Origin of the sequence: Clostridium rectalis (assembly GCF_900626095.1) — a bacterium.
Classification (GTDB): Bacteria; Bacillota; Clostridia; order Clostridiales; family Clostridiaceae; genus Clostridium_AS; species Clostridium_AS rectalis.
In genome coordinates, this window is sequence record NZ_UYZZ01000002.1 from 1 (window position 1) to 22,310 (window position 22,310).

The 22,310-nt window shown below is 27.6% G+C and carries 32 protein-coding genes; 2 read left to right on the forward strand and 30 right to left on the reverse strand.

The window, feature by feature from the left end:
• Positions 1–227: 227 nt before the first annotated feature.
• The 3 genes from EJL03_RS16335 to EJL03_RS02745 form a co-directional block, all read right to left on the reverse strand.
• Positions 228–530: an NAD(P)H-dependent oxidoreductase gene (locus EJL03_RS16335; RefSeq protein WP_243108626.1), complete on the reverse strand. Its 303-nt coding sequence runs from the start codon at positions 528–530 to the stop codon at positions 228–230.
• The gene (locus EJL03_RS16340; RefSeq protein ID WP_243108627.1) at positions 527–745 is read right to left on the reverse strand and encodes a hypothetical protein; all 219 of its coding nucleotides are present in this window, start codon (positions 743–745) and stop codon (positions 527–529) included. The genes EJL03_RS16335 and EJL03_RS16340 overlap by 4 nt, the downstream gene beginning before the upstream one ends.
• Positions 746–967: 222 nt before the next feature.
• Positions 968–1,432: a helix-turn-helix domain-containing protein gene (locus EJL03_RS02745; protein WP_125152458.1), complete on the reverse strand. Its 465-nt coding sequence runs from the start codon at positions 1,430–1,432 to the stop codon at positions 968–970.
• Between the two features lie 573 nt (positions 1,433–2,005).
• Here EJL03_RS02745 and EJL03_RS02750 point away from each other — a divergent pair.
• A complete protein-coding gene (locus EJL03_RS02750) occupies positions 2,006–3,169 on the forward strand; it encodes a MerR family transcriptional regulator (RefSeq protein ID WP_125152459.1) in 1,164 nt (387 codons plus the stop codon).
• 175 nt (positions 3,170–3,344) lie between these two features.
• Here EJL03_RS02750 and EJL03_RS02755 read toward each other — a convergent pair whose 3' ends face one another.
• The 26 genes from EJL03_RS02755 to EJL03_RS02870 all read right to left on the reverse strand — a co-directional run bounded on the left by EJL03_RS02755 (position 3,345) and on the right by EJL03_RS02870 (position 20,283).
• On the reverse strand, positions 3,345–3,539 hold the full coding sequence (locus EJL03_RS02755) for a helix-turn-helix transcriptional regulator (protein ID WP_125152460.1): 195 nt from the start codon (positions 3,537–3,539) through the stop codon (positions 3,345–3,347).
• Complete coding sequence (locus EJL03_RS02760) at positions 3,529–3,747, reverse strand: hypothetical protein (protein WP_125152461.1); 219 nt, start codon at positions 3,745–3,747, stop codon at positions 3,529–3,531. The genes EJL03_RS02755 and EJL03_RS02760 overlap by 11 nt, the downstream gene beginning before the upstream one ends.
• Positions 3,748–4,312: 565 nt before the next feature.
• The gene (locus tag EJL03_RS02765; protein WP_125152462.1) at positions 4,313–4,630 is read right to left on the reverse strand and encodes a hypothetical protein; all 318 of its coding nucleotides are present in this window, start codon (positions 4,628–4,630) and stop codon (positions 4,313–4,315) included.
• Positions 4,623–4,835 carry a helix-turn-helix transcriptional regulator gene (locus tag EJL03_RS02770; RefSeq protein ID WP_125152463.1) on the reverse strand — a complete coding sequence of 71 codons (213 nt, stop codon included), beginning with the start codon at positions 4,833–4,835 and terminating at the stop codon, positions 4,623–4,625. Before EJL03_RS02770 ends, EJL03_RS02765 begins: the two co-directional genes overlap by 8 nt.
• Positions 4,836–5,104: 269 nt before the next feature.
• Positions 5,105–5,452, reverse strand: coding sequence for a hypothetical protein (locus EJL03_RS02775; protein WP_125152464.1), 348 nt, complete (start codon positions 5,450–5,452; stop codon positions 5,105–5,107).
• A gap of 163 nt (positions 5,453–5,615) precedes the next feature.
• Complete coding sequence (locus tag EJL03_RS02780) at positions 5,616–5,888, reverse strand: hypothetical protein (protein WP_243108628.1); 273 nt, start codon at positions 5,886–5,888, stop codon at positions 5,616–5,618.
• A gap of 191 nt (positions 5,889–6,079) precedes the next feature.
• Positions 6,080–6,223 carry an ASCH domain-containing protein gene (locus tag EJL03_RS16345; RefSeq protein ID WP_243108629.1) on the reverse strand — a complete coding sequence of 48 codons (144 nt, stop codon included), beginning with the start codon at positions 6,221–6,223 and terminating at the stop codon, positions 6,080–6,082.
• 17 nt (positions 6,224–6,240) lie between these two features.
• On the reverse strand, positions 6,241–6,846 hold the full coding sequence (locus EJL03_RS02790) for a GyrI-like domain-containing protein (RefSeq protein ID WP_125152465.1): 606 nt from the start codon (positions 6,844–6,846) through the stop codon (positions 6,241–6,243).
• A 1-nt stretch (position 6,847) separates the two neighbouring features.
• A complete protein-coding gene (locus EJL03_RS02795; RefSeq protein ID WP_125152466.1) occupies positions 6,848–7,210 on the reverse strand; it encodes an MmcQ/YjbR family DNA-binding protein in 363 nt (120 codons plus the stop codon).
• 1 nt (position 7,211) lies between these two features.
• Complete coding sequence (locus tag EJL03_RS02800; protein WP_125152467.1) at positions 7,212–7,478, reverse strand: DUF3795 domain-containing protein; 267 nt, start codon at positions 7,476–7,478, stop codon at positions 7,212–7,214.
• Between the two features lie 66 nt (positions 7,479–7,544).
• Positions 7,545–7,739, reverse strand: a complete 195-nt coding sequence (locus EJL03_RS16855) for a WCX domain-containing protein (RefSeq protein ID WP_479723555.1) — start codon at positions 7,737–7,739, stop codon at positions 7,545–7,547.
• 62 nt (positions 7,740–7,801) lie between these two features.
• A complete protein-coding gene (locus EJL03_RS02805) occupies positions 7,802–8,452 on the reverse strand; it encodes a helix-turn-helix transcriptional regulator (RefSeq protein WP_341472406.1) in 651 nt (216 codons plus the stop codon).
• 111 nt (positions 8,453–8,563) lie between these two features.
• Positions 8,564–8,899: a RhuM family protein gene (rhuM, locus tag EJL03_RS16570; RefSeq protein WP_341472413.1), complete on the reverse strand. Its 336-nt coding sequence runs from the start codon at positions 8,897–8,899 to the stop codon at positions 8,564–8,566.
• A 47-nt stretch (positions 8,900–8,946) separates the two neighbouring features.
• Positions 8,947–9,384, reverse strand: a complete 438-nt coding sequence (gene rhuM / locus EJL03_RS16575; protein ID WP_279222056.1) for a RhuM family protein — start codon at positions 9,382–9,384, stop codon at positions 8,947–8,949.
• 1,596 nt (positions 9,385–10,980) lie between these two features.
• Complete coding sequence (locus tag EJL03_RS16580; RefSeq protein ID WP_279222057.1) at positions 10,981–11,688, reverse strand: collagen-like protein; 708 nt, start codon at positions 11,686–11,688, stop codon at positions 10,981–10,983.
• Between the two features lie 276 nt (positions 11,689–11,964).
• A complete protein-coding gene (locus EJL03_RS02820; RefSeq protein ID WP_042384728.1) occupies positions 11,965–12,234 on the reverse strand; it encodes a hypothetical protein in 270 nt (89 codons plus the stop codon).
• 1,582 nt (positions 12,235–13,816) lie between these two features.
• Positions 13,817–14,092 (reverse strand): hypothetical protein, encoded by a 276-nt coding sequence (locus EJL03_RS02825; RefSeq protein ID WP_125152468.1) that lies wholly within the window; start codon positions 14,090–14,092, stop codon positions 13,817–13,819.
• Positions 14,093–14,283: 191 nt separating this feature from the next.
• Positions 14,284–14,454 carry a hypothetical protein gene (locus EJL03_RS15945; protein WP_164508988.1) on the reverse strand — a complete coding sequence of 57 codons (171 nt, stop codon included), beginning with the start codon at positions 14,452–14,454 and terminating at the stop codon, positions 14,284–14,286.
• A 435-nt stretch (positions 14,455–14,889) separates the two neighbouring features.
• A complete protein-coding gene (locus tag EJL03_RS02835) occupies positions 14,890–16,443 on the reverse strand; it encodes a restriction endonuclease FokI C-terminal domain-containing protein (protein WP_125152469.1) in 1,554 nt (517 codons plus the stop codon).
• A gap of 17 nt (positions 16,444–16,460) precedes the next feature.
• Positions 16,461–17,513 carry a DNA cytosine methyltransferase gene (locus EJL03_RS02840; protein ID WP_125152470.1) on the reverse strand — a complete coding sequence of 351 codons (1,053 nt, stop codon included), beginning with the start codon at positions 17,511–17,513 and terminating at the stop codon, positions 16,461–16,463.
• A 19-nt stretch (positions 17,514–17,532) separates the two neighbouring features.
• Positions 17,533–17,742, reverse strand: a complete 210-nt coding sequence (locus EJL03_RS02845) for a helix-turn-helix domain-containing protein (RefSeq protein WP_125152471.1) — start codon at positions 17,740–17,742, stop codon at positions 17,533–17,535.
• Positions 17,743–18,170: 428 nt separating this feature from the next.
• On the reverse strand, positions 18,171–18,881 hold the full coding sequence (locus EJL03_RS02850; protein ID WP_125152472.1) for a peptidoglycan recognition protein family protein: 711 nt from the start codon (positions 18,879–18,881) through the stop codon (positions 18,171–18,173).
• A gap of 70 nt (positions 18,882–18,951) precedes the next feature.
• Positions 18,952–19,179, reverse strand: coding sequence for a DUF2922 domain-containing protein (locus EJL03_RS02855; protein WP_033060209.1), 228 nt, complete (start codon positions 19,177–19,179; stop codon positions 18,952–18,954).
• A gap of 21 nt (positions 19,180–19,200) precedes the next feature.
• Positions 19,201–19,422, reverse strand: a complete 222-nt coding sequence (locus tag EJL03_RS02860; RefSeq protein WP_003391516.1) for a DUF1659 domain-containing protein — start codon at positions 19,420–19,422, stop codon at positions 19,201–19,203.
• Between the two features lie 130 nt (positions 19,423–19,552).
• Positions 19,553–19,687, reverse strand: coding sequence for a YvrJ family protein (locus tag EJL03_RS02865; protein ID WP_125152473.1), 135 nt, complete (start codon positions 19,685–19,687; stop codon positions 19,553–19,555).
• A gap of 65 nt (positions 19,688–19,752) precedes the next feature.
• Positions 19,753–20,283: a sigma-70 family RNA polymerase sigma factor gene (locus EJL03_RS02870; RefSeq protein WP_125152474.1), complete on the reverse strand. Its 531-nt coding sequence runs from the start codon at positions 20,281–20,283 to the stop codon at positions 19,753–19,755.
• 396 nt (positions 20,284–20,679) lie between these two features.
• Between EJL03_RS02870 and EJL03_RS02875 the strand changes: the two genes are divergently transcribed.
• On the forward strand, positions 20,680–21,186 hold the full coding sequence (locus tag EJL03_RS02875) for a DUF3267 domain-containing protein (protein WP_125152475.1): 507 nt from the start codon (positions 20,680–20,682) through the stop codon (positions 21,184–21,186).
• Positions 21,187–21,384: 198 nt separating this feature from the next.
• Here the strand turns inward: EJL03_RS02875 and EJL03_RS02880 are convergent, their stop codons facing one another.
• Positions 21,385–22,263: a DnaD domain protein gene (locus tag EJL03_RS02880; protein WP_058012608.1), complete on the reverse strand. Its 879-nt coding sequence runs from the start codon at positions 22,261–22,263 to the stop codon at positions 21,385–21,387.
• Positions 22,264–22,310: the final 47 nt, after the last annotated feature.

The following is a 22,310-nucleotide window of genomic DNA, read 5'->3' on the forward strand; positions in this document are numbered from 1 at the left end:
ACATTGCCTACTTCTTTAACCTCATTTAGTATTGATTCTTTTAATTCTTTTGTATAACTTCTACCTCTCACAAGTTACCTCCAATTACTTTTCTTCATTATATCTAATGCATAAGCAATTGTCCAAGTGTTTTTAGGGGCTTAAGAGTACTGCACTTTCCTTATATTGCGGCTTAATTTTCTACATATTTATCATATTCATCTGGTTAAATATATTCTAAATATTCACTATATAATATTTTTACGTTTATTTGATAGGTCATTCCAAATAACACCCTCAATCAATCCTATGCCAAACTTTTTAATATCAGAGACGCCAAGCCAATATAGACTTGTTGCAATATCTTTTTGTGCTCCACTGTTATATATACCTATAGCATTTGTCAAAATAACAGCCCTTTTGTTAAACATTCTTCCATCGGGTCTTTGTACCATCCAATATACACACAAATGATCAAGCAAAGTTTTCATCTGAGAAGTAGTTTTTAGCGCATAAACAGGGGAAGCAAATATAAGCAAATCAGCATTCAAAATAGCGTTCCAGATAGGTATAACATACTCTGCGTGAGGGCAAAACTGCTCACCTTTAAAAAACAATTTTTGCATCCACAGCAAAAATGAGGCAAATCCTTTGGTAAATAAAATTCTCTTATTTGATTTCCATCACGCAAAATCTCTAAAAATTTTTCTTTTATATTATAGGTACACCCTTTTATTTCAGTTCCATTTATCACAGCAATCTTCATATTATTTAACTACCTAAAATATAATTTATTTTCATGTTCTAAAAATAATCTTACTTACAAATTCCCAATTTATTAGTTGTTTATATAATTTTATGGCTAATGGATTGTTAACAAATATAAGTATTACTACATATCCAATACGGATACTATAAAAACTTTTTTAAAATATATATTAACTAACACACACATTAAACTAATTTACTGAAATATACAAATTTGAATTTATCTTTTACTTAAACTTCTTCCCAGACAATAAACACCAACCAGCATTTCTCCCACAGATAACCCAAAAAGTAATCCAGCAAAAAAATCTTTTACATCAGAACCACCAATACTATGAGAAACAGCCAAGAAAGCAATCCCCATTACAATTAGTAAAATCCCATACATAGTATTTTTTTGTTGCTCTAAATCTTGAGTCCTTTTTAGCAGGTCCATAATCTGTTTCTCATCGTATATGCGTACACTATTTTCTTCAATTTCTTCTCCATCCATTAGTTCTGCAACTGTTATTTCAAGCTCTTTGCATAGTTCTTGTACCACACTGTAATCAGGCATACATTTTCCTGTTTCCCATTTTGAAACAGCCTTATTTGATACGCCTATTTTTTCCCCAAGTTGCTCCTGTGTCATATTGTGTTCTTTTCTCTTTTGTGCAATAAATTTGCCTATAGATAATTGGTTCATATTTAACACCCCTTTGTTTTTGATACTAAAATCCTACTTGCAAAGTATTAAAATGTCTATCCCTTATTATGCGAATATAGGTGGAATCCTTATAACTTGTGATTTTCTAACATCCAAGACTCGAAAAAATCTTCAGTTTTTCTTTGTTGATGATATGCGTCAAATTGGAATTTGTCCAGTAGTTTAAAATGGAACATTATAGCAATCCCACTTATGATAAAACTCATTCATTAAATCATATCTATAAATACAAACTACTTACTCAAAGTTAATATTATTATCGAATTATAACATATTTTACAACTAGTGTATTACTCAATTTTATAAGAACATTTACCATATTTAAATTTAACAAAGTTTCATATCCTTTTAATCATTATGAGTACCTAATATCAATTGTGTTATAACAAATATCAAAGATTTTTAGCATTAAACTTTTTATAAAAGTGTTGACTCTAACGCTACGTTATAGTGCAATAATATATAGAGAGCTTATATTTATTAACAAAAACTCACAGCTGGCTGAATACTAAATTATAATGATAGCTCTTAAATCAAACTCGAGGTGTGGAAATGAAAACAGTAAAACAAGTTTCAGATTTGACAGGAATAAGTGTGCGTACATTACATTACTATGATGAAATAGAATTATTAAAACCAAGTGAAATTACAAAATCAGGATATAGACTTTATGATGATGAAGACATTAAAACCTTGCAGCAAATTTTATTTTTTAAAGAGCTAGATATACCTTTAAAAGATGTTAAAAATATAATATTGAGTCCATATTTTGATAAAATGCAAGCACTAAAAAATCAAAAAAAGTTGCTAATATTAAAACGAAAAAGATTAGATGGCTTAATAGATCTAATAAATAAAACCTTAAAAGGAGCAAATACAATGAGTTTCAAAGAATTTGATATGACTGAATATTATAATGTATTGGAAAATTTTAAGAAATATAATAAAGATAGAATAATTAAGAATTGGGGAAGTGTAGATAAATATGATGAAATGATTGAAAAGATGAAAGATAATGAAACCAAAGTTGCTAAAAACATTATAAAGCAGTATGGAAGCATAAAGAAATGTGCTGAGGCTACGAAAAACGATTTAAACAATGATGAGTTAATAACTAGAAGAGAAAAATATGATAAATTTAAAAATGATTTTCTTTACGATAAGCATCCTAAATTAAAAGAGCTCTATAAAAAACTTACAATGGACTTAAATAAAGATTCCTCTTCAAAGGAAGTTCAAGAAATTGCTAAAGAGATAACGGATATAGCTAAAAAAGACTATGAAATTTTTAAAAAGGATAGAGGAGATGACGCCTGGTATTATATTATGACCAATCCCTTAGAACCTAAGTGGATCGATAAAAAATATGGAAAAGGTGCATCTAAATTTATTGGAGAAACCTTTAAAATTCATTTGCAAGATAAGCAGCCAAAATTAGAAATATTATATAAAAAACTCACAGATGATATAAGTAAAAATCCTACTTCAAAAGAGATACAGAAAATTGTTTTTGAAATAGCAGATATAACTAAAAAGAATTATGAATTTTATAAAGGAAATACAGGATTGGACTTTAAGGGATTTTTCTCTGTTATGTCTGATATTTATTTATCAAATAACGATGAAGGTATAAATGCTGTAGATGAGATATATGGGAAGGGTTCATCTAAATTTATTGGAGAAGCTTTAAAGTTTTATTCTGAACATAGCAAATAATAAACTAAAAATTATCAAAAGACCACTTTAAACAAATAATAATATATTAAATGAACAATATACCATATTAATAAAAAGCACTTATTTAAAGTGCTTTTTTAGTTCACATTATATTTAATATATTACTAGTGAAAAATACCGTAAAATTCATGTAAATAATAGGTTATCTCCATAATTAATCATCAATTAAAAACAATTCTTCTACACTTGTTTCAAGAAATTTTGCAAGTTTCATTGCTAATTCTAATGTTGGATTATACTTATTATTTTCAATAGCATTAATAGTTTGTCTAGTCACATTCATTTTAATAGCTAAATCTTCTTGTGTATAGTCAAGACTTTTTCTCAATTTTTTAATTCTATTTTTCATTATTATCTACCATTCTGTGCTTTATAATAAACTGAGATATAATCAAAATAACATTTTGGGTGATAAATAAAAAAAATGGCAACCCAAATTTTGACTTGGTAACATGCTCATATACTAACCAAATAAATAAAAAAGCTATAGTATAAAACCATGCTATTTTAATACTCTTTAGTGAAATATACATTTCCATTTCATCCATCTTTCTCATAATAAACCTCCTTTAAAAATGCAAAAAGTTTTTTACATTTATATATTACCAAATCACTTAGTTAATGTAAATAGTTTTTTACATTTTATTATTTATTCCCACTTCTTAAATTTTAAAGAACACCATTCGTATCTTTAAATTTAATAGTTACATCACCTTATAATCAAATGTAGTATCCGAAATAAAATAAAAAAAACACCACAAATTCACCTATGAATATTGCAGTATTTTAATATTATATTTAGGTTCACTTTTCTGATCATTAAAAAGCTATATTCTGCTTAGTTTAATATAAATATTTATAGTCTAATTGCCAAATTACAAGTAAAATTATTGATAACATATAACTATTTTATTCCATATTTTTAAAAGTATATTTTCAGGATATCGATTCATTTTAAATTCGCGATTTAAGTAAATTTATTCCAAATTACTTATATATTAAAGCATTTATTATTTTTTTATTTTTGTCATCAAAATTTTAAACGTATTAAATTTATCTGATTCAAATAATGTGAAATCTATAAACCAAATAACTATTTATTGTTAATTAATACGAGTAATCTTACATTTGCTTATCGAAATATCTTAATGCAAACAATTCTATTGCATTTCGCAAACCTATGAATAAGACCACATAAATTAAAATACGATTCAAAGTAAAGGTTATTTGGATATCCCTAAAAAGCAACACCACTTCGATTACAGCTACAAATACTATCAATATATAATATAAATACTTCTCTGCATTATTGGCTCTGTTCTGGACCAATTGCCAACGTTCATCTTTTTTATACTCAATCTCCTTTTTAGCTTTCCATAAATAAAGAGTAATGCAAGTACCAATAATAAGAAAAAATAAAATAATAGTTTGTTCATTCATGTTTTTCACCCTCCTTGTATTTAAAAACTTCATTAATGGAAACATTAAAAACTTGGGAAATTTTAAAAGCTAATTCTAATGAGGGAGTATATTTATACTTCTCAATTGATATAATTGCCTGGCGTGAAATACCTACCTTTTCAGCTAAATTAGCTTGCGTCCAATTATGCTCAGCTCTCAAAACCTTAATTCTATTTTTTATCAAGGTATTACCTCCTTAACAAAATGTAATCAATTGTTTATACTTAAATTGTAATCTACTAATTACATTTTGTCAATATATGAATACTTTTTCAGTACATTAGTATGAAAACAAATAATTTTCCCGAAGTAAAAGGTTTATTTTTGGATATTGCCTTTATTACCCACTAAAAATAATTAGAAAATTAATCTTAATAAAACAAAAAAGCCGCTAGATAAGTTTCAGTTATGGCTTATAATTTTACCATAACCTCCTGCTCTACACTCCAACAGCTACTCATAATATTTTATTCGTTTATCACTCTTACACCTTCTTGGTCCCAAATATCCTATAGAATGAAAAAAGATAATAAAAATTAAAATAAATGCAACTATAGAACTTGATGGAATATAAAATGATATTAATAGTCCAGAAGTTCCCACCAACAATATTATAAAAAGCATCCTTTTTAATTTATGAACAGCAATAATTGGATTATACTTTTTCTGTTCATCACAGTCCATTTGATTGTACCACTTAAACCACTTAGATGATTTATTTTCATTTACTAGTGTATAAATAATGAAAATTAATAAAGTTGCTGCATTAATAGCTAAAAGCCCCCTTTGAAATTTATCCATATCAATTCCTCCATAAAATTACTATTTAAATTAATAAAATTTATCAATAATCAAAAGCATCCACAGGTGAATAATCCTCTATTTTTAATTCATCTTCACTAACTAAATTACTAAAAAACTCTTTAAAATTATTTGCTAATTTAGTTATTGCATAATCATATTCCTAATCAATATGTACAACACTTGTTTCCCCTTGAGATCCGCATTCCCTATAATCTAAAAATAACATATCATATCCAACTGAGGGACAATAATCTATTGCAACACCTCTGTCGGGATATTCCCACTCTTTAATCCAAAATCTATTTCCAAACTCTCCACATAGAAAATCAATACTAAACAATCCTGTAATGTCTGTAGGATACTCAGATATATATTTTTTATATGAATAATCACAATCATCACAAAGATTTTTTAATATATTATTATCAAACATAACTACTTAACTTCTCAACACACTTATTATATTATAATACCTTTATTTAAATTAGAATATATATCATTGTACTTATTTTTTCAAAAACTTTTTAACTCCCCATCAATAATAATAAAAATTTAAGTTTTAAATACGACTTTAAATTCTTCACATACAACTTTTATATCTTCACAAAATTCTTTACCAACCTTTTACATACACATTGTAAAAAAATCCTTATGACATTTTCTCCAATAAGATAGTGTCTTATCCCCCTCACCTTCCTTAAATGCATGTTCTTTACCTACTTCTTTGAATTTTACTACGTAAACTTTTGTTGTTTGAATAATGCACATAGCTTTGCCCTCAGAATCTAAGATAATGTTGTTTTAAGCTTATCTTTTTTCACTTTTCTAGCATCATTAAGATAAATCTCTCTATGAATCATTGATTTTATTTCAAGGTTACTCTTATAGATAAATTCTTTCATCTTTGCAAATGTTTCTGGCTCATCATCATAAGAACCCTTGTGTAGCATTTGAACATTTAATCCATCTTCTATATCATCAAATACAATCCCATCTAAAAGCGGATGTGATTTTTTCTTACGAGCAATCTCAAATGCCTTTTCTACTACATCTTCATTAACAAAATCAGGCTGCCTAATCATAATATTATACATTAGTTCATCCTTGCTGAAAGTTTTTAATTTCCTTCCCTCTTCTGTCAAATTCCACAAACCTTCTAGTGGATATACTGTATATTCAAAATATCCATCTGGTGTAAATCCATTTTTAGGCATCATTCTGACAGCATATGACATAGTATACAATACACCTATTCGTTCTACAAAGTCTTCATTGTTAGGATTGCCTTTGCCTTTTATCATAAAAAATTTATGTCTTGGAACCTTAATTAATGTAGGGACTTCTTTAGGTAAATATAATTGCTTTTCATCTTTTCTCCATTCATATTTCATGTTAACTCTCCTCAATTTCCTTTTGAATTTTTTTAGTTAAACCTTTAAATACCAATTGGTATGATTGTTTTGTAATATCCTTCATAAGAACATCAGGTACAGCTCCTTCTAAATTAATAGAATTCCAATGTATTTTATTCATATAATATCCAGGTTTAATATCTTGGAATTGAGTTCTTAAAAAATTACCATCTGCAGGATTTAGTTTTATAGTAATTATAGAATCTTTACCTGATTCATCTTTACATATAGCTGCAAACATTTTATTTCCTATCAAGTATCTAGTCCACTGCCATTCTTCTTTAAAATCTTTTGTAACACCTTTCATAGCTAATAAATATTCATTTAACCATAAGTAATTCATATTATTTTGCTCCTTCACACCAACATTTACATTGCTTTATTCTGGCACCATCATCTCCTTGTTCCTCATCATAAGAAAATTGTTTTAATATATGGCATGGAAAACTATTACAAAGTCCGCAATTTGCAATACCTTTATCCTCACAACATGACTTTACAGTACAACTGTTACCCCAAAATGGCTTTTCAATATTAATACATCCTGTGCAATTTATTTTTTCTTTATACTCACATACACTGCATTTTATTCCACATCTCGATTCTATCATTATAATAATCTCCTTTTCTTTTTATATAGTATAGCAAAAGAAACACGACAACTGTATGTCATGTTTCTAATATATTCTTTTAATATTTTCTATTATTTTTATAAATTCTTCTTTAATTGACGCGGGGCTAATTATTTTAACTTTATCACTAAAACTTAATATCCATCCGAATAAATTATCTTTACTTGCAAAATGAAACTCAAAATGTAGTTTTCCATCTGCAAGTACACTAAAACTATCTATCCCATATTCCTCAATCAATCTCCACTTTACTGAAGTATCAAACTCTGCTACTAAATGAATTTTATTTTCAAAAACTTGCTCTAAACTTCTCGTTTTGTATAAACTTCTTCTATACTTCTCAAATTCAATAAACGGTTAAGTTTAAAGAGTCTGAAATCTTTTCTATTTCTACAAAACCCCCATATATACCAACTTGACCATTGAAAAACTAATAAATATGGTTCAACTACTCTAGTACTTTCCCCGGAATAACAGTAATAGTCAAATTCTATCACCTTACTTTCATCTATTGCCGCTCTAATTAGTTCTATTTTAGGAGCAAGTGTCCCTTTATAATGAGATGCTAAATCAATTAATATATGACCACTTTCATCATATACATTATCTTCAGCATCTACTACCTCTCTACCAAATATCTTATATACTAGTTGCTTATACTTACTATCGCCCGAAACACTATCCAAACTTTTTAATCCTGCAAATATAGATTGGATTTCTTTTGAGGTAAATAAAGTTTTGTCTACCTTATACCCTTCAGCAATACATATCCCACCACCAACACCTTGTGATGTTACTAATGGAATCCCTGCTTTACATAAATCCTCAATATCTCTGTTAATTGTACGTCTTGATACCTCAAATTTCTTGGAAAGTTCTGGTGCTGTTACCCTTTCCTTTTGTAAAAGAATAGTTAAAATTCCAATTAACCTATCAATTTTAATAACACTCACCTCTTGTACAATCCATTAATTTAATTTTCTTTTTCAGCTTGCTTTAAAAGTCTATCAAAGTCCCTTTCAAATAATCTATCTTAAACTATTCTATATTTTTCAAACTCACTTTCAGTAAAAACTTTTAAATAATTTAGCTGTAAACTTACCTGAATTATTTAAAAGTTTATATTCATTAAATTGTAAAAAGGCATTTAGCTTATTTTCCCAATCTTCCATTGTCATGGGTATTTTTCTTTTTGCTTGGTTTTCAGCATAATCAAGATACATAGTTACTATTCTATTTAATAAATCTATTTCATCTAAAGTTAGATAATTTTTAGTAAAAGAAACATCTCTTTTTACTATTTTACCTTTAGGTGCATTTCTCCAAGTAGTTAATCCCATATTTTCTTTTTCTGCATTTTCTCTATCTATTATAAGTTCTGCTGCTATTTTACTATGTATTGCAAAGTGTAATTTTTTTGAACAGTTTTAAAAAAATGTTTTTGTTGTTAAAGCATCAGCAGAATAATCCATTGATGTTTCAAAATATCTGTTATTTTTTGATAGAATCCTCTTTCACTTGCTCTTATTTCTCTAATTTCTTCAAGCAAATGCTCAAAATAATCTTCATTTAAAAATGTTCCATTTTTTAACCTTTCCTTATCCATAACATAACCACGAATAAAAAAATCCTTAAGTACAGAAGTTGCCCACTGACAAAAAACTATCGCCCTCTCAGAATTAGTCCTAAATCCAACTGCAATAAATGCTTCTAGATTATAAAATTTAGTGTTATATTCTTTCCCATAATAATCATTTAATGTTAATTTATCACATACTGAATTTTTATCTAATTCATCATCTAAAAAAATATTTTTTAAATGCTCTGTAATGGTTGAACGACCTTTTTCGTAAAGGGTTGCAATCATTTCTTGTGTTAACCACACATTATCATCTATAACCATAACCTCGATAGATTTATTGAAACAATTGAAATTAAATCAGATGATACTCCGAAAATCTACTATAGCTTCTCGGAGTCATCTGTTTATTTTTCAGATTCTTTTAGCAACACACAGCACTCCACATGTGGTGTGTGTTTAACCATATTACCAAAGTATATTTTTTTATATCAAAATATACTTTGGCTTCCTTTAAAAACATTAACATGTGAGATTATAAAAATCTTATTGTATTTTTTTATAACTTCTGAAATTTTATAATAACTTCTGCATTAATGTAAAAATAGCGGAAAATTTAATACTTCCGCTATTTTCTTTTTCCCTTATATATCAATTGTTTAAAGATTTTATTTGCATTAATAAAATAGTAAAGAACTCATCCTAACTATTTATCTTTTTCCTTATTACAAAATATTTTATAGCATCTTTATAAGAAACCCCCTTAATTTGAATAAAAGTTTATTTCTGTATTAAATCACACTAATATTTCAATATATATTATTATGTATTCTATATCCTAATTGTTATAAAATCAACATTTATATAACTTACTATATTTTTATGTATCACACTTTATTTTATCATTTGGTGTGAAAGTGGTGGAAGTATTCCAATCTTCCGCCACTTTTTATAAATACATGACCAATCTATAGTAATAATATAACTATACTATTATTAATTCTAGCTTTAAATTTATTTTAAATATAATAGAAGCTTCTTTAGCAAAGGGCTACCACCTAATAGGAACAATTGAATCTATCAAGAAAATATATCCATTAAGAATTTCCTTACAGTTATCAGAATTTCGAAAATTCATTAGTCCTAACACCCTAGACCTCGTTACCGTTGACAGTAACGACTATAAAGTATATACCTATGAAGGTAATGTTGCTAAATTCTTTTATGCTAAAGTACTAATTTGCTATGAAGTTACCAATGATGGATTGAAAAACCCAGTATACTTGCTGTTTACCGACACTTCATTAAATGTAGAAACTATAATTAAATATTATTTACACAGGTGGAGCATAGAAACTTCATAATAAGTATTTAAAAAGCAATTTAGCTTTTGATAAATATAGAATGCATAGCATTTTATATTTAGAACGATATTTTCTTATAGTATTCTTAATATAGAATTATTTAGAGTTAGTTACAAATACAAAGATTTTAAGAAATATCTAAACAGCCTCACGGCGAAATCACTTGTGTACTTTATATACGAAAAATCAAAACAAAATACCACGCTAGAAGATATTTTATCAGAACTAAAAATTACTTAAGAATTTTCAAAAACACATCAATTTAAATTGGATAAGTGTTATTATCCAATTTGGATAATATATACTAACAATAATATTTTATCCAAAATAAGCAATTTAGATTTTAAAATTGCCTAACTAAAGTTAGAAACCTAATGTAGTATGTGGAATATGAATATTCTATGTTTATAATTTATTGAAGGTTATTATAATTTTATAATAATATTGTTTTTTATTGTAATTAAAAGGGAACCCTAAATTAATAGGGCTCTCTTTAATAATACTGTAAATATTTAAACTAAAAGTATAATTTTTTATTTTATTCAAGTTTTATTATATTAACATTAGCTCCTTCAACAGTTATTGGATGCCCTGAAGCATTTGATAATGTTAAAACACTAGGAGCTCCTCCAGGTGTATTAAAAACAGCTGCTGAACTTAATGAAAACCTAGAGGATGCAGGTAAATTTAAGCTTTGTAAATTACTAAATTCACTTTGTGTTCCTCCTACTAAAGAGCCATTTAAATTAAATTGTAGAATTGCACTTCCTTCACCAGCATTACCTAAATTTGATGCGGCTTCATAAGAAGCATAATAAGTCTGATCAGGTTCTAAAATAATAAAAGGTGTTCCTGGTGTATGAGAAATTGCTGTTCCATTAATAACATTATTTGTTGAAAGAGAAACTGGATCACCTGTATCTACAGTCTGAATGGCAGCATTTGTTATACGAGCATTATTGGCTGTAACAAGAGGTCCAGTAGGACCAGTAATACCTTGAGGCCCAGTAGGACCAGTAATGCCTTGTGGCCCAGTAGGACCAGTAACGCCTTGTGGCCCAGTAGGACCAGTAATGCCTTGTGGCCCAGTAGGACCAGTAACGCCTTGTGGCCCAGTAGGACCAGTAATGCCTTGTGGCCCAGTAGGACCAGTAATGCCTTGTGGCCCAGTAGGACCAGTTACACCACGAGGGCAAGTGCATCTACCACATGTGGGAATACATATCATCTTACATTTATTATTCAATAAAATCACCTTCTATTTATATAATTATATTTTTCCTAACAAAATTTAATCTTTTGTTATATGCTATATAATATGATAAACTTTTTTTTTTGATATAAGAATTAATATTATTATATAATTTAAACACAAAATGTATAAAATTATATTATCAACCTAGAACAAATAATAAAAATAATTAAATTACTTTAGTTATGGAAAATAAAAATAACGCAAAAGCTACATCCACTAAAAATTAAAATTACAAATAATAAAAGGTTTAATAACATAATAACTAATTTATATCTTTTCAAACTTTAAAATTAATGGCTGTAATACGAAAATTGATATGATTAACCAGAGAAATATAATCCATCTTTCATTTAGCCTAGTTAACACTATTATAGGTGACAAAGCAATAAAGAAGTATATTAATATTGATTGTTTTGATGCCTTATATTCACAACCACATTTGGGACATGTGTATTTATAATAGTTATTAAAAAATCCTCCTATATAAAAATCCTTAAAAGAAATATTATTGTTACATTTAATACATTCTTTTAACATATAATGCACCTCCGTTATTGATTTTTAAATAACATCCATAATTGCTCATTCAAAATAGTATTTAATAATTTACCATTATATACCCTCTAAAATATAATTTCTAACTCTCTTTCTTATATATTTTTCATTATATAGAGTTTTTCTTACAAAAACAAACATTTATTTAAAATATAACCTTTATTTATACATCACATAAATTCAAGTCGCCGACTTTGTACATGCCCTACCGGAGGAATGACATGTACAAAGTGGAGTAGCCTAGCATGTATAATTTGTAGCCAGCTGTGAAGAATGAATAGCTAGTACAAATTGTACCTGCTTGGCTAGTTCAAGGCGACGATGCGTAGACTACACTATGAAATTTAATCTTTTTTGGTGCGTAGGTAACCATAGAGGAATACCCTAATAAGACCTGAAAGTAGTACCCCAGACGCTTGTTTATTTTGCTAAACAATAGATTTGGCGAAGTCAGACTAGCCTTAATGGCTTGTTTTACTTACGCTAAATCTCCCTTTGTTTAGCGAAGTAGACAAGCGAAAGACCCTATAGGAATACCAAGATAAGACCCCAAAGTAATACTTAAATGCACTACTGCGGGTACCCTAATAAAGGACTAGTTAAAATCGTGTAGCTCTTAGGTTTAAAAAGGCTCGGAAATAAGGGAGAGACTTTTTAAACCTTAGAGCTACTAGATAGGAACCTGTACTTTTTAGGGTGCAGGTTAAAGTGCCCAAATAATATTATTAGAAAAATGCTAGTATAGCTATAATAACAACTAACTAAATAAATATATCTCTGATTATAACAACTTATAAAACTTATATAATAATAACTTTAATAGCAATAACTCTAGCACAATAATTTTACATAACTTTATGTTTACACTACTTGCTTTTAAAATTAAATATCCTTATAAACTAATTTATACTATCTCTAAAACATTGAATTACTTTTACCATACTAACATAACTTTTATAGAAATTTATATTTTTTTATTTTTGTTGGACTAGCTTTCTTTTGCCACTCCTTAGAAGGAATACCCTATGGCAAATGGAAGCCTGTACAACAATTCCTATTTGGATATTTTTAAAAAAGTAATGCTCTACTAAATTAAAAGATACCCTATAACATAGACAAATAAATCTATCTATAAGGTATCTTATAACTAATATTTAAGGTTGCATTTCTTTTTTAATTATAATTTGTCCTTGGAATTGCTTATTTCTGTAGCTATAAAGGAATACCTAAAAGTAGCAGATATAAGCTAGTACAAGGCTACCTATTTCCTCACCATACTTTAAAGTAGTCCAATTGATTTATCTTCAATATAGTAATTCCTTCTCCTTACTACTATAAACTTTAAATGTAATACTTCCTGCCTGTTTTAAAGTATTACGCCCTAGCGGATTAGAGGCTTTAGATAAGCTACGTAATGCACCCTATAGGAATACCTAAAATTAAGCATTGTGTAGCTTATATAAAGCTTCCTATTTACCTTTTGGAATATATTATATCTACTAAAAATTAATATTTCTTCTACTTTAGCATACCAAACTATTCTTTATATATAATATAAATTAATTTACATAGCATTGTATTCTTCTATAGCTTTATTAATTAATTTTTTTCCATAATTAATTTCTTCTTCTGTAACTTCATCATCTTCTATTGCTTCATTTAAAGAATATTTTATAGCTTCTATTGATATTAATTTTTCTAATTTTAAATGTTCTTTAAAGTTCCATCCTTGTACTTGTAGCATTGGCCAATCTGGGAAATTATCTAAACCAAGCTCATACTTTATTAGTCCTTCTTTATATTCCCTTGGCAATTTAATTTTAAGTAATTCGCTTTTCAAAAAACTCACCTCTTTTAAATACTAAAAACATAAATTATTTGATTTTATTTTTTCTTTTTTTATATTCCCTTATAACTTCATCAATTTGTTCTATACTTAAAGTGTCTATAAGCACTTTTGCTACTCTTTCTTCATATGCCTTTTAATTCTCTGGAGTAGGATAATTTATTGTTATATTAAACTTAGGCTCTTTAACCATAACTCTTATCCTCCTCTAATTTTTCTATTATTTTTTCTACTACTTCGGGAGGGTTCTTTTTAACTATACTTGTAGCTAATATTTCCATTGCTTTATCTTGTATTTCTTCCATTACCTTAGAATCTTCTGGATAATTAACGATAATTTTTTTAATCTTACCCATACTTATTTTCACTCTCCTGAAAAATCAATTTTACTATTGAGTTCAACTTAAATATAACATATATCACTAATAAATATTTTTTATTTTGTTGGACTAACTTTCTTTTGACTCTACCTAAAAGGAATACCTTATGGCAAATGGAAGCCTGTACAACAGTTCCTATTTAGAAATAAGAAAAAGTAATGATCCACTAAATTAAAAGATACCCTATAACATAGACAAATAAATCTATATATAAGGTATCTTATAACTAATATTTAAAGTAGCATTTCTTTTTTAATTATAATTTGTCCTTGGAATTGCTTATTTCTGCAACTATAAAGAAACACTTAAAATTAAGCATTGTGTATAACCAAATCTTCCTTGTTCTAAAGAAATCGTTAAAGTTTATCCTACTAATAAAACAAAGCTTATAATAAAAAAGCTTATTTCTAATTATAAATCTGACATCAAGACTTGTCTATTTACTGAAAATATATCTCTTATCTTTCTATGATCATAATTCTTTGCATTACAATATTCAACCAGTTTAATTACATTGGTTACACTTATTGCTGAACCATATACTTTAGTTTCATCTACTATTTCTTTTATCTGATTATCAATATTTTTGCCAAATCCACCAGCTATATAACTAAAAAAAGCTAATGGATGTTTTTGCCCTTGTTTATATGTTTTAATATAATTATGTATCATTCTATTTTTATGGTCATTACTTATTGTATATTTGCTATATGCTTTATTATCTATAATTCCTATATAGTCATCTTCATTAGAAAGTATAAGTACATCTGGTGTTAAACCTATTGGTCCAACATGTTCAGCTTCAAATCCAAATGCTGATTTAAATAGTTCCACTGTTGCTAATTCAAATTCTGTGGCATCATCTCTACCCCTAAAAGCCATTTCAAAATACTCTGTCATAAAAGAACCAATAGCTCCATGAGGATAGTATTTTAATAATGTTTCTTCTACAAATCTAGCATCTATACCAGTTTGTTCTATGATTTTATCTACTAGTGCAGGAGTAACCTTTCCTATTGGTTTTTTCAAAGATTCTGCTATAAAAATTTGTTTTATTTTCTGTTCTGCTATTATTTTATATGTAATAGTTTTTGTCTCTGTTAAATTTCTTGTATCTTTTGAGTGTTTAGGATCTACCCCAAATTTTCTTTGAAAATATTCTTTCTGTTCTGGTCTATCTATAAAATTTGGTGTAGTTGCTAATATTTCTGCTACTTCACTTTGTTTATCATCTAAAATTACTAATTTCTTTTCTTCATTTCTCTTTGCTAATTGAGTATATTCCAACCAGTTAACTATAGTATTTGCTACATCCAGTAAATGGCTATAAGGATGTTCTGGATTTACTTTACCCTTACTTGGTCCATATTTTATATTAAAGTCTTCTTCTAAACAAGTATCACCATAATTTCTAAATTTATTAATCCTATCTACAACATAGTTATAACACTTTTCTGTTTCCTTATCAGCCTCTACTATAACTATTTTTGCTATCTCTTCTTCTGTCAAGTAATACTCAAGTCTGCTATCACTTAGTAATCTTAATAAAAATCTAAATGGTCTAATTTTAAATCTTGAAGAAACTTTAACATTTCTACTTATCGAAAAAGATGATGGAAATTGATATTTCAATATCTGGTGTTTTAATATCTCTACAGGTGATTCACCTTCCATTATAGCCTCGCCAGCTAATGTTAGTTTAGTTTGCTTTGTTGATTCTTGCGTAAAAATCAATCCTAAACTTGCTACCCATGCTCTATAGGTTCTCGCACCACCACCTGTTTGATCCCTTCGTTCACCTATTCTTTTTAATCCTGCTTGTTCTAATGCTTCTTCTAATGTTAAATGTGTATCTCTCTGGCCCTGCCATTCTTCATTTAATGAGATTTCTGCAAATGTAGAAAGAAATTCTGGAATCGTATTTAACCTTCTTTTAGGTCTTGTTACCCACCAATAATTAATCATATACCCTATATTCCCCCTTATAGATCAACATTACATTCTACACTTTCATAAGGTATTTCTGCAAATGTCTTTAATACAGCTTCAAATATTATCTTTGCTCCTTTAACTGGAACTGCCATTCCAATTTGACGTCTTACACTTTCTTTTGGTCCTTTAAATTCATATGTATCTGGAAAGGTTTGTAGTCTAGCCCTTTCTCTATTAGTTAATGCTCTTGGTTCTTCAAAATGATATATATGTGTACCACCACCACCTGAACCTGTTACTGTATAAGATGGTTTATTAGGATCTAACCTTTTATATATTTGACTTATCTTTGCGCCCTTTACATTTAGCTGTAAATGTTCTGGTAAGTTCGCAGTAAAAGCATTCTCCCCTGGTTTTATGTGCATTAATCTCTCTGTTACTTTTGCTGATTGTTTTGTCAATTCATTATTTGGTGCATTTTCTCGTATAGGTGGCACTCTTAAAGCTGTTCTACATGTATTATCCATATCCTTATAAGGTTCTGGAGAAGGAACTTTAAATTCAAAAGGTAAATCCTTTCTAATACCTATAATAATTACCCTATGACGTGCTTGTGGTATTCCATATTGTTCAAACTTATACAAATGCGGATATAATCTATATCCTGACTTTTCTAAATCTCTAAGAATTTTTTTTAATGCTCCACCATCATTTGCTGACCTTATACCGCCCACATTTTCAGCAAGAAACCATTGTGGCTTATGCTTTTTTAATACTTTTACCCCATAAGTATATAAAGGACCATATTCTCCATTAAACCCCTTTTGTTCACCTACTACTGAAAAATCGTTACATGGGAACCCAAATGCTAGCGCATCTATAGATTCAAGAGAATCTATATCTAATTTTCTTACATCTTGACAAATAACTGATTCAGGATCATCTGGACATATATTATGTATATAAGTATCGCAAGTATCACGATCATAGTCATTCGCCCATTTATGAACTATTTTATATTTATTATTTTTTATCTCTGCTGTTTTTGCACCATAGCCCAACCCACCCGGGCCACAGAACAATTCTCCTAATTGAAATATCATTTATAAATACCTCTCTTATTTATACTTTTTCTCCATTCGTTAATATAAAATTTCTCTCAAATTTTACTTCTACTACTTTTGCAATTTCTTCCAATTCTACTATCGTAAAACTTTCTCTTTTCAATTTTGCATTAAAATTTTGAGGAGATTTACCTAACCTTCTCGCTAACTCTGCTATACTTATATTTCTTCTAACACATAGTACTTTAATTTGTTCTGATATTGTCATCTTTCCCACCTCATAATAAGTGAAAATATATTCAAGTATAAAATATAAGTTTTATGATGTCAATTATTTTATTTAGCTTAATAATAATTTATACAATAAAGTCATTAAAAATTCATTTTTTAGCATTTATATAATATAAACATTTTAGATTTCTAAATAAAGATATATTTATTTTATTAATAATATAACTCTCTTAACTAAAACTTAATCTTACTTAAATATAATTTTTTTATACAAGTACTAAAATATCTTAAATTCTATAAATAAAGACCTAAAATATTTTTTATAATATTAATTTTTCTTTATGCATTTCTATAATTATTGTACCACAAAATACTTTTATCACGTAATATAACCCAGTAAAAACCTATCCTAAGCGCTTATATTCACTACTTACGATAGGTTTTAATCTTAATAAAATGTATTTTTTACTCTCTCATTATTCTCTTCCACGTATCTACTCCTATAATTCCATCTATCATCAAATTACAATCCCTTTGAAAACACTTAACAGATAATAAGGTACCATCACCAAAATATCCATCTACTCCAAACCTTCCTACACTATAGCCTATGCTTTGTAATTTATCTTGTATTACTTTTACATTAGAATCAAATTTATTAGGATTATATTTAAGTAAATATCCTGGATAGCTTTTACTTCCTTTATTACTACTTGAACTCTCTATTAAATTATTTCCACCTAAACACTCTTTTTTTATTCTATGTAGCGGGAAGTTTTTTCCTGGGCAATCTGTTTCATTTAATTCTCTATGTCCATATATTTTATTTATATTATATTTATTTTGCAAGTAGCGGGTTAAATCTTTTAAAGAGTTATATTGAGCCCCTCCCATTCTCTCTACATTAAATCTACCTTCCATACAAATACCAATAGACACATTATTATAACTTAAACAATGAGTACCTATGGCCTTATCTGCTCTACCTATATAAATGGATCCATCATTCTTTATAAAATAATTATATCCACAACCACTCCAACCATTATTCAAATGCCATGAATGTATATCTTCTATTGTACAATTAAAAGCTTCTGCATGATGGAGTATAATCATTTTAGGATTATTACCATAAGTTAATCCTCTAAATCTTAAATTTGGATTTATAATATACATAAGAATTCCTCCTAACTAAACTTATAAAATTCATAAAAAGCCCCTACAATTTAATGCAGGAGCTTTTAAACTATTCCTCTATTTTAATTTCTTCTGTTTCAGTTGTTATAATTCTTGCAACCTTAAGGGCTGAAAGATCTCCATTTTTGCTTTGGAATATGTTCTGATCTACTATAGCCTTACCACAGTTTTTTATTTCTTCTTCTGTTACATCCTCTTTAACCTTTGGAATTTTTATTGTTGAAGTAGAATCCTCTGTGGTTTTAAACACTAAATTTAAATATTTTGTTATATTCATTCTCTATTCCCCCCCATTCAATTATTTTATTAATACGTAATTTTCTACTACTCTAGCCTCTGATATACCCTCTGGCATTAATGGATGTATTGTATCCACTACCGCCATAAGAGCTTCTGGTTCTGCAGTTAGTTTTACATTTTTATAAGTAGCCTTTCTCATGATAGCCTTTCCATTCTTATCTAAGCCATCTTGATATTCTAAAGCTAGATTTTTTTCTAACATATTTTTACTTACTGCCATAGCTTTATACCCCCTTATTTTTCTTTGATTTTGTCTTCACCTATATATATGACTTAGAGATAAAAAATGCAAAAATAAAAAAGAAAGGTCCTAAAATTAAGACCTTTCTCTTTTGGTGTTCCGTAGGGGATTATGATTCTTTAGTATAGTTATTAAAAGCTTTAATTAAATCATCAAGCTTTTTTTCAACTCTAACTAAAAGATATACACTAACCGCTACTGGGAATCCTACATTACTTATAAGTTCTACTAGGTCGTCATACATATTCCCACCACCCTCTTTCAGAATACAGATTACAAAGTACAAATAACAGATTCTGTACTCTACTACTAAATATGTCTTTTTAAACTATTTTGTAGTTTTTTTATTACCTTATCTTTCTTGTATCTTGTATTGTTATAGCTCTTATTATTCTGCTTAGCAATACTCTTTATGGTTTTATCTTTAAAATAAGAACCTTCTATTATATTCCTTTCTTCCTTAGTCAAAGAATCTAAAGCCTTATATACTTCCTTTGTTTTTTCATAGGCTAATATCTCATCTTCCAAAGTAAATTCATAAGGGTATATATCTTTATCCTCTGGTATTTCTCGATGATGCTTTATTTCACCTTTTAGAAGTGCTTTGTAGTTTTGTTTTATAGCTTTAATACAATAGAATTTAAAGTTTTTATCTTCTCCCTTGTACATATTTGCAGCTTTTATAACAGATAAATATCCATGTTGAACTAAATCCTCATAATCATAACATTTTATCTTATACTTTGAAGCTTCCTTTAAAATAAGAGGAATAAAATTATCTATTATTTTTTTTAATGCTCTATTGTCACCTTCTCTATATTTCTTAATAAGTTGATGCATTAGCATATCACCGCCTTAAAGGAATAGTTACCAATATTATACATCTAATATATTATCTTTTCATTGTTTTATGTATAAATAAAGATAAATACCTTTAATTATGTTCTTACTCACTAAGATAAAGGTGGACATGCTCCCTGCATTAAGCTACAAGTACAAGCTTTATTGAAAAGTCATGTCCATACAGCTTACGCAGCAAGACAAGTCCACCTTTAGATTAAGTATTCCTCTTAAGCCTCATCATGGTATTCCTAACTGGTCATTCTAATATGTATTTATAAACAAGCCTTCCTTGGCTTTTCTATAAATTAATTTTATTCCCACCCACCCGCCAGATTAACTATATTAGTTATTGGTAATAATTAAAATAATTATTGTTTCTTGGAGATGAAAAATATGGAATTTAAAATTACAAACAAACTTCATTTAAAACTATTAGCTATAGCTTTAATTTTCTCTATAATATTTCATAATTATTTAAATACTATAATCTTTAATTTCTTTAAAAAATCTATGGATATATTTAATTACTCTATTACAATATCTTTCATATTGCTTATAGCTACTATAACTATGGTTACTATAGCACATGAACTAATCCATGGATTAACTTTTACTATATTTGGTGGTACAGTAAAATATAAATTTAAATTTATTTATGCCGCTACTGAAGAAATAAGTAATAAACCTATATCCTTAACCCAATTTACCATTATATTTCTATCTCCTATTACAGTTATATCTCTATTTTCTTTATTAATCCCTAATTGGATAGGTAATTTAATATTTGTATCTAACTTAATAGGATCTGTAGGAGATTTATATATGTCCATAGGACTTATTAGATACCCTTATGATAGTAAGATTATAGATAAACCTTATGGTTATTACGTAAAACTATAATTTATACCATTTTAAAAGGTAGCTCTAATAAGCCCATCTTTACTTCTTACTTCTTACTTCTTATTTATTATTTATTATTTCTTACTTCTTATTTATTACTTCTTTACTTACTACCCCCTTCATAGCCCCTATATAGCCTGTTGTTTTCCTAATGAATAATTCTCCTACTTAATTTTTTATATAAATTTTATTGCTCAATTAATCTACATTTTCATTTTCCCACCCTAAAAGTTTTCGCTCCAATTCTTTAAAATCATATTGTCTTTGATCTATTAAACTCCAGCTATCTGTATTATTACAATTATTTTTTTTATTAGTACTCCATTGTTTTTTATAGTTTTCTACATCTTTTTTTGTTTTTAAAGCTCTTTCATCCCAACTATATAGTACATTTTCAATATACTGTATGTTCTTAGCATTATACTTTACTGCTTCTTCTATGGCCATAATTATTACATCACAATCTATCCTACTAGCCCATTCTTTTATCTTTCTATATTCTAAATCTTTGGGTGTACATATATTTTTTTTAAAAAATGTAACTACATCTTCTAAATTAGTATTAATTTCTTCATTTGTTACTTCTACTTTATTACTTATTCCTTCTTTACTTCCTATATCCTCATTAACCCCTTCAAGGGTCTTTTTTTCATTAGTTAATATAAAAATTCCATCAAATAATTTTTCTATATCTAATTGTAATTCACAATACTTCAAATATAATATTTTTATAAACTCCTTATTTTTTATATTTTTAAGCTCCTTATTAATACACTTAATAGAATTTATATTATTAGGAACATTGTATTTAACCCAATTAAATATCATTATTTCTTTAGTTTCTTCATCATATTTAATTTTTTTATAATCTATAAATCTTTTTATAAGTTTAATTACTGTTTCTCTATTATATCCTGTTTCCATTTCTATAACTCTCAAAGGAAGCTCATACACTCCACATTGACTAGTTTTTGTATTACTCATAAGATATAAATAAAAATATTTTTCCTCTGGAGTTAGATCTAATACAAAACCATCACTCCAAAATTGTGTATGTAGCTGTCTATATTTAGCCAAAGCTTATTCCTCCTTTGATATTTCAGAATTTACTAACAATTCAAAAT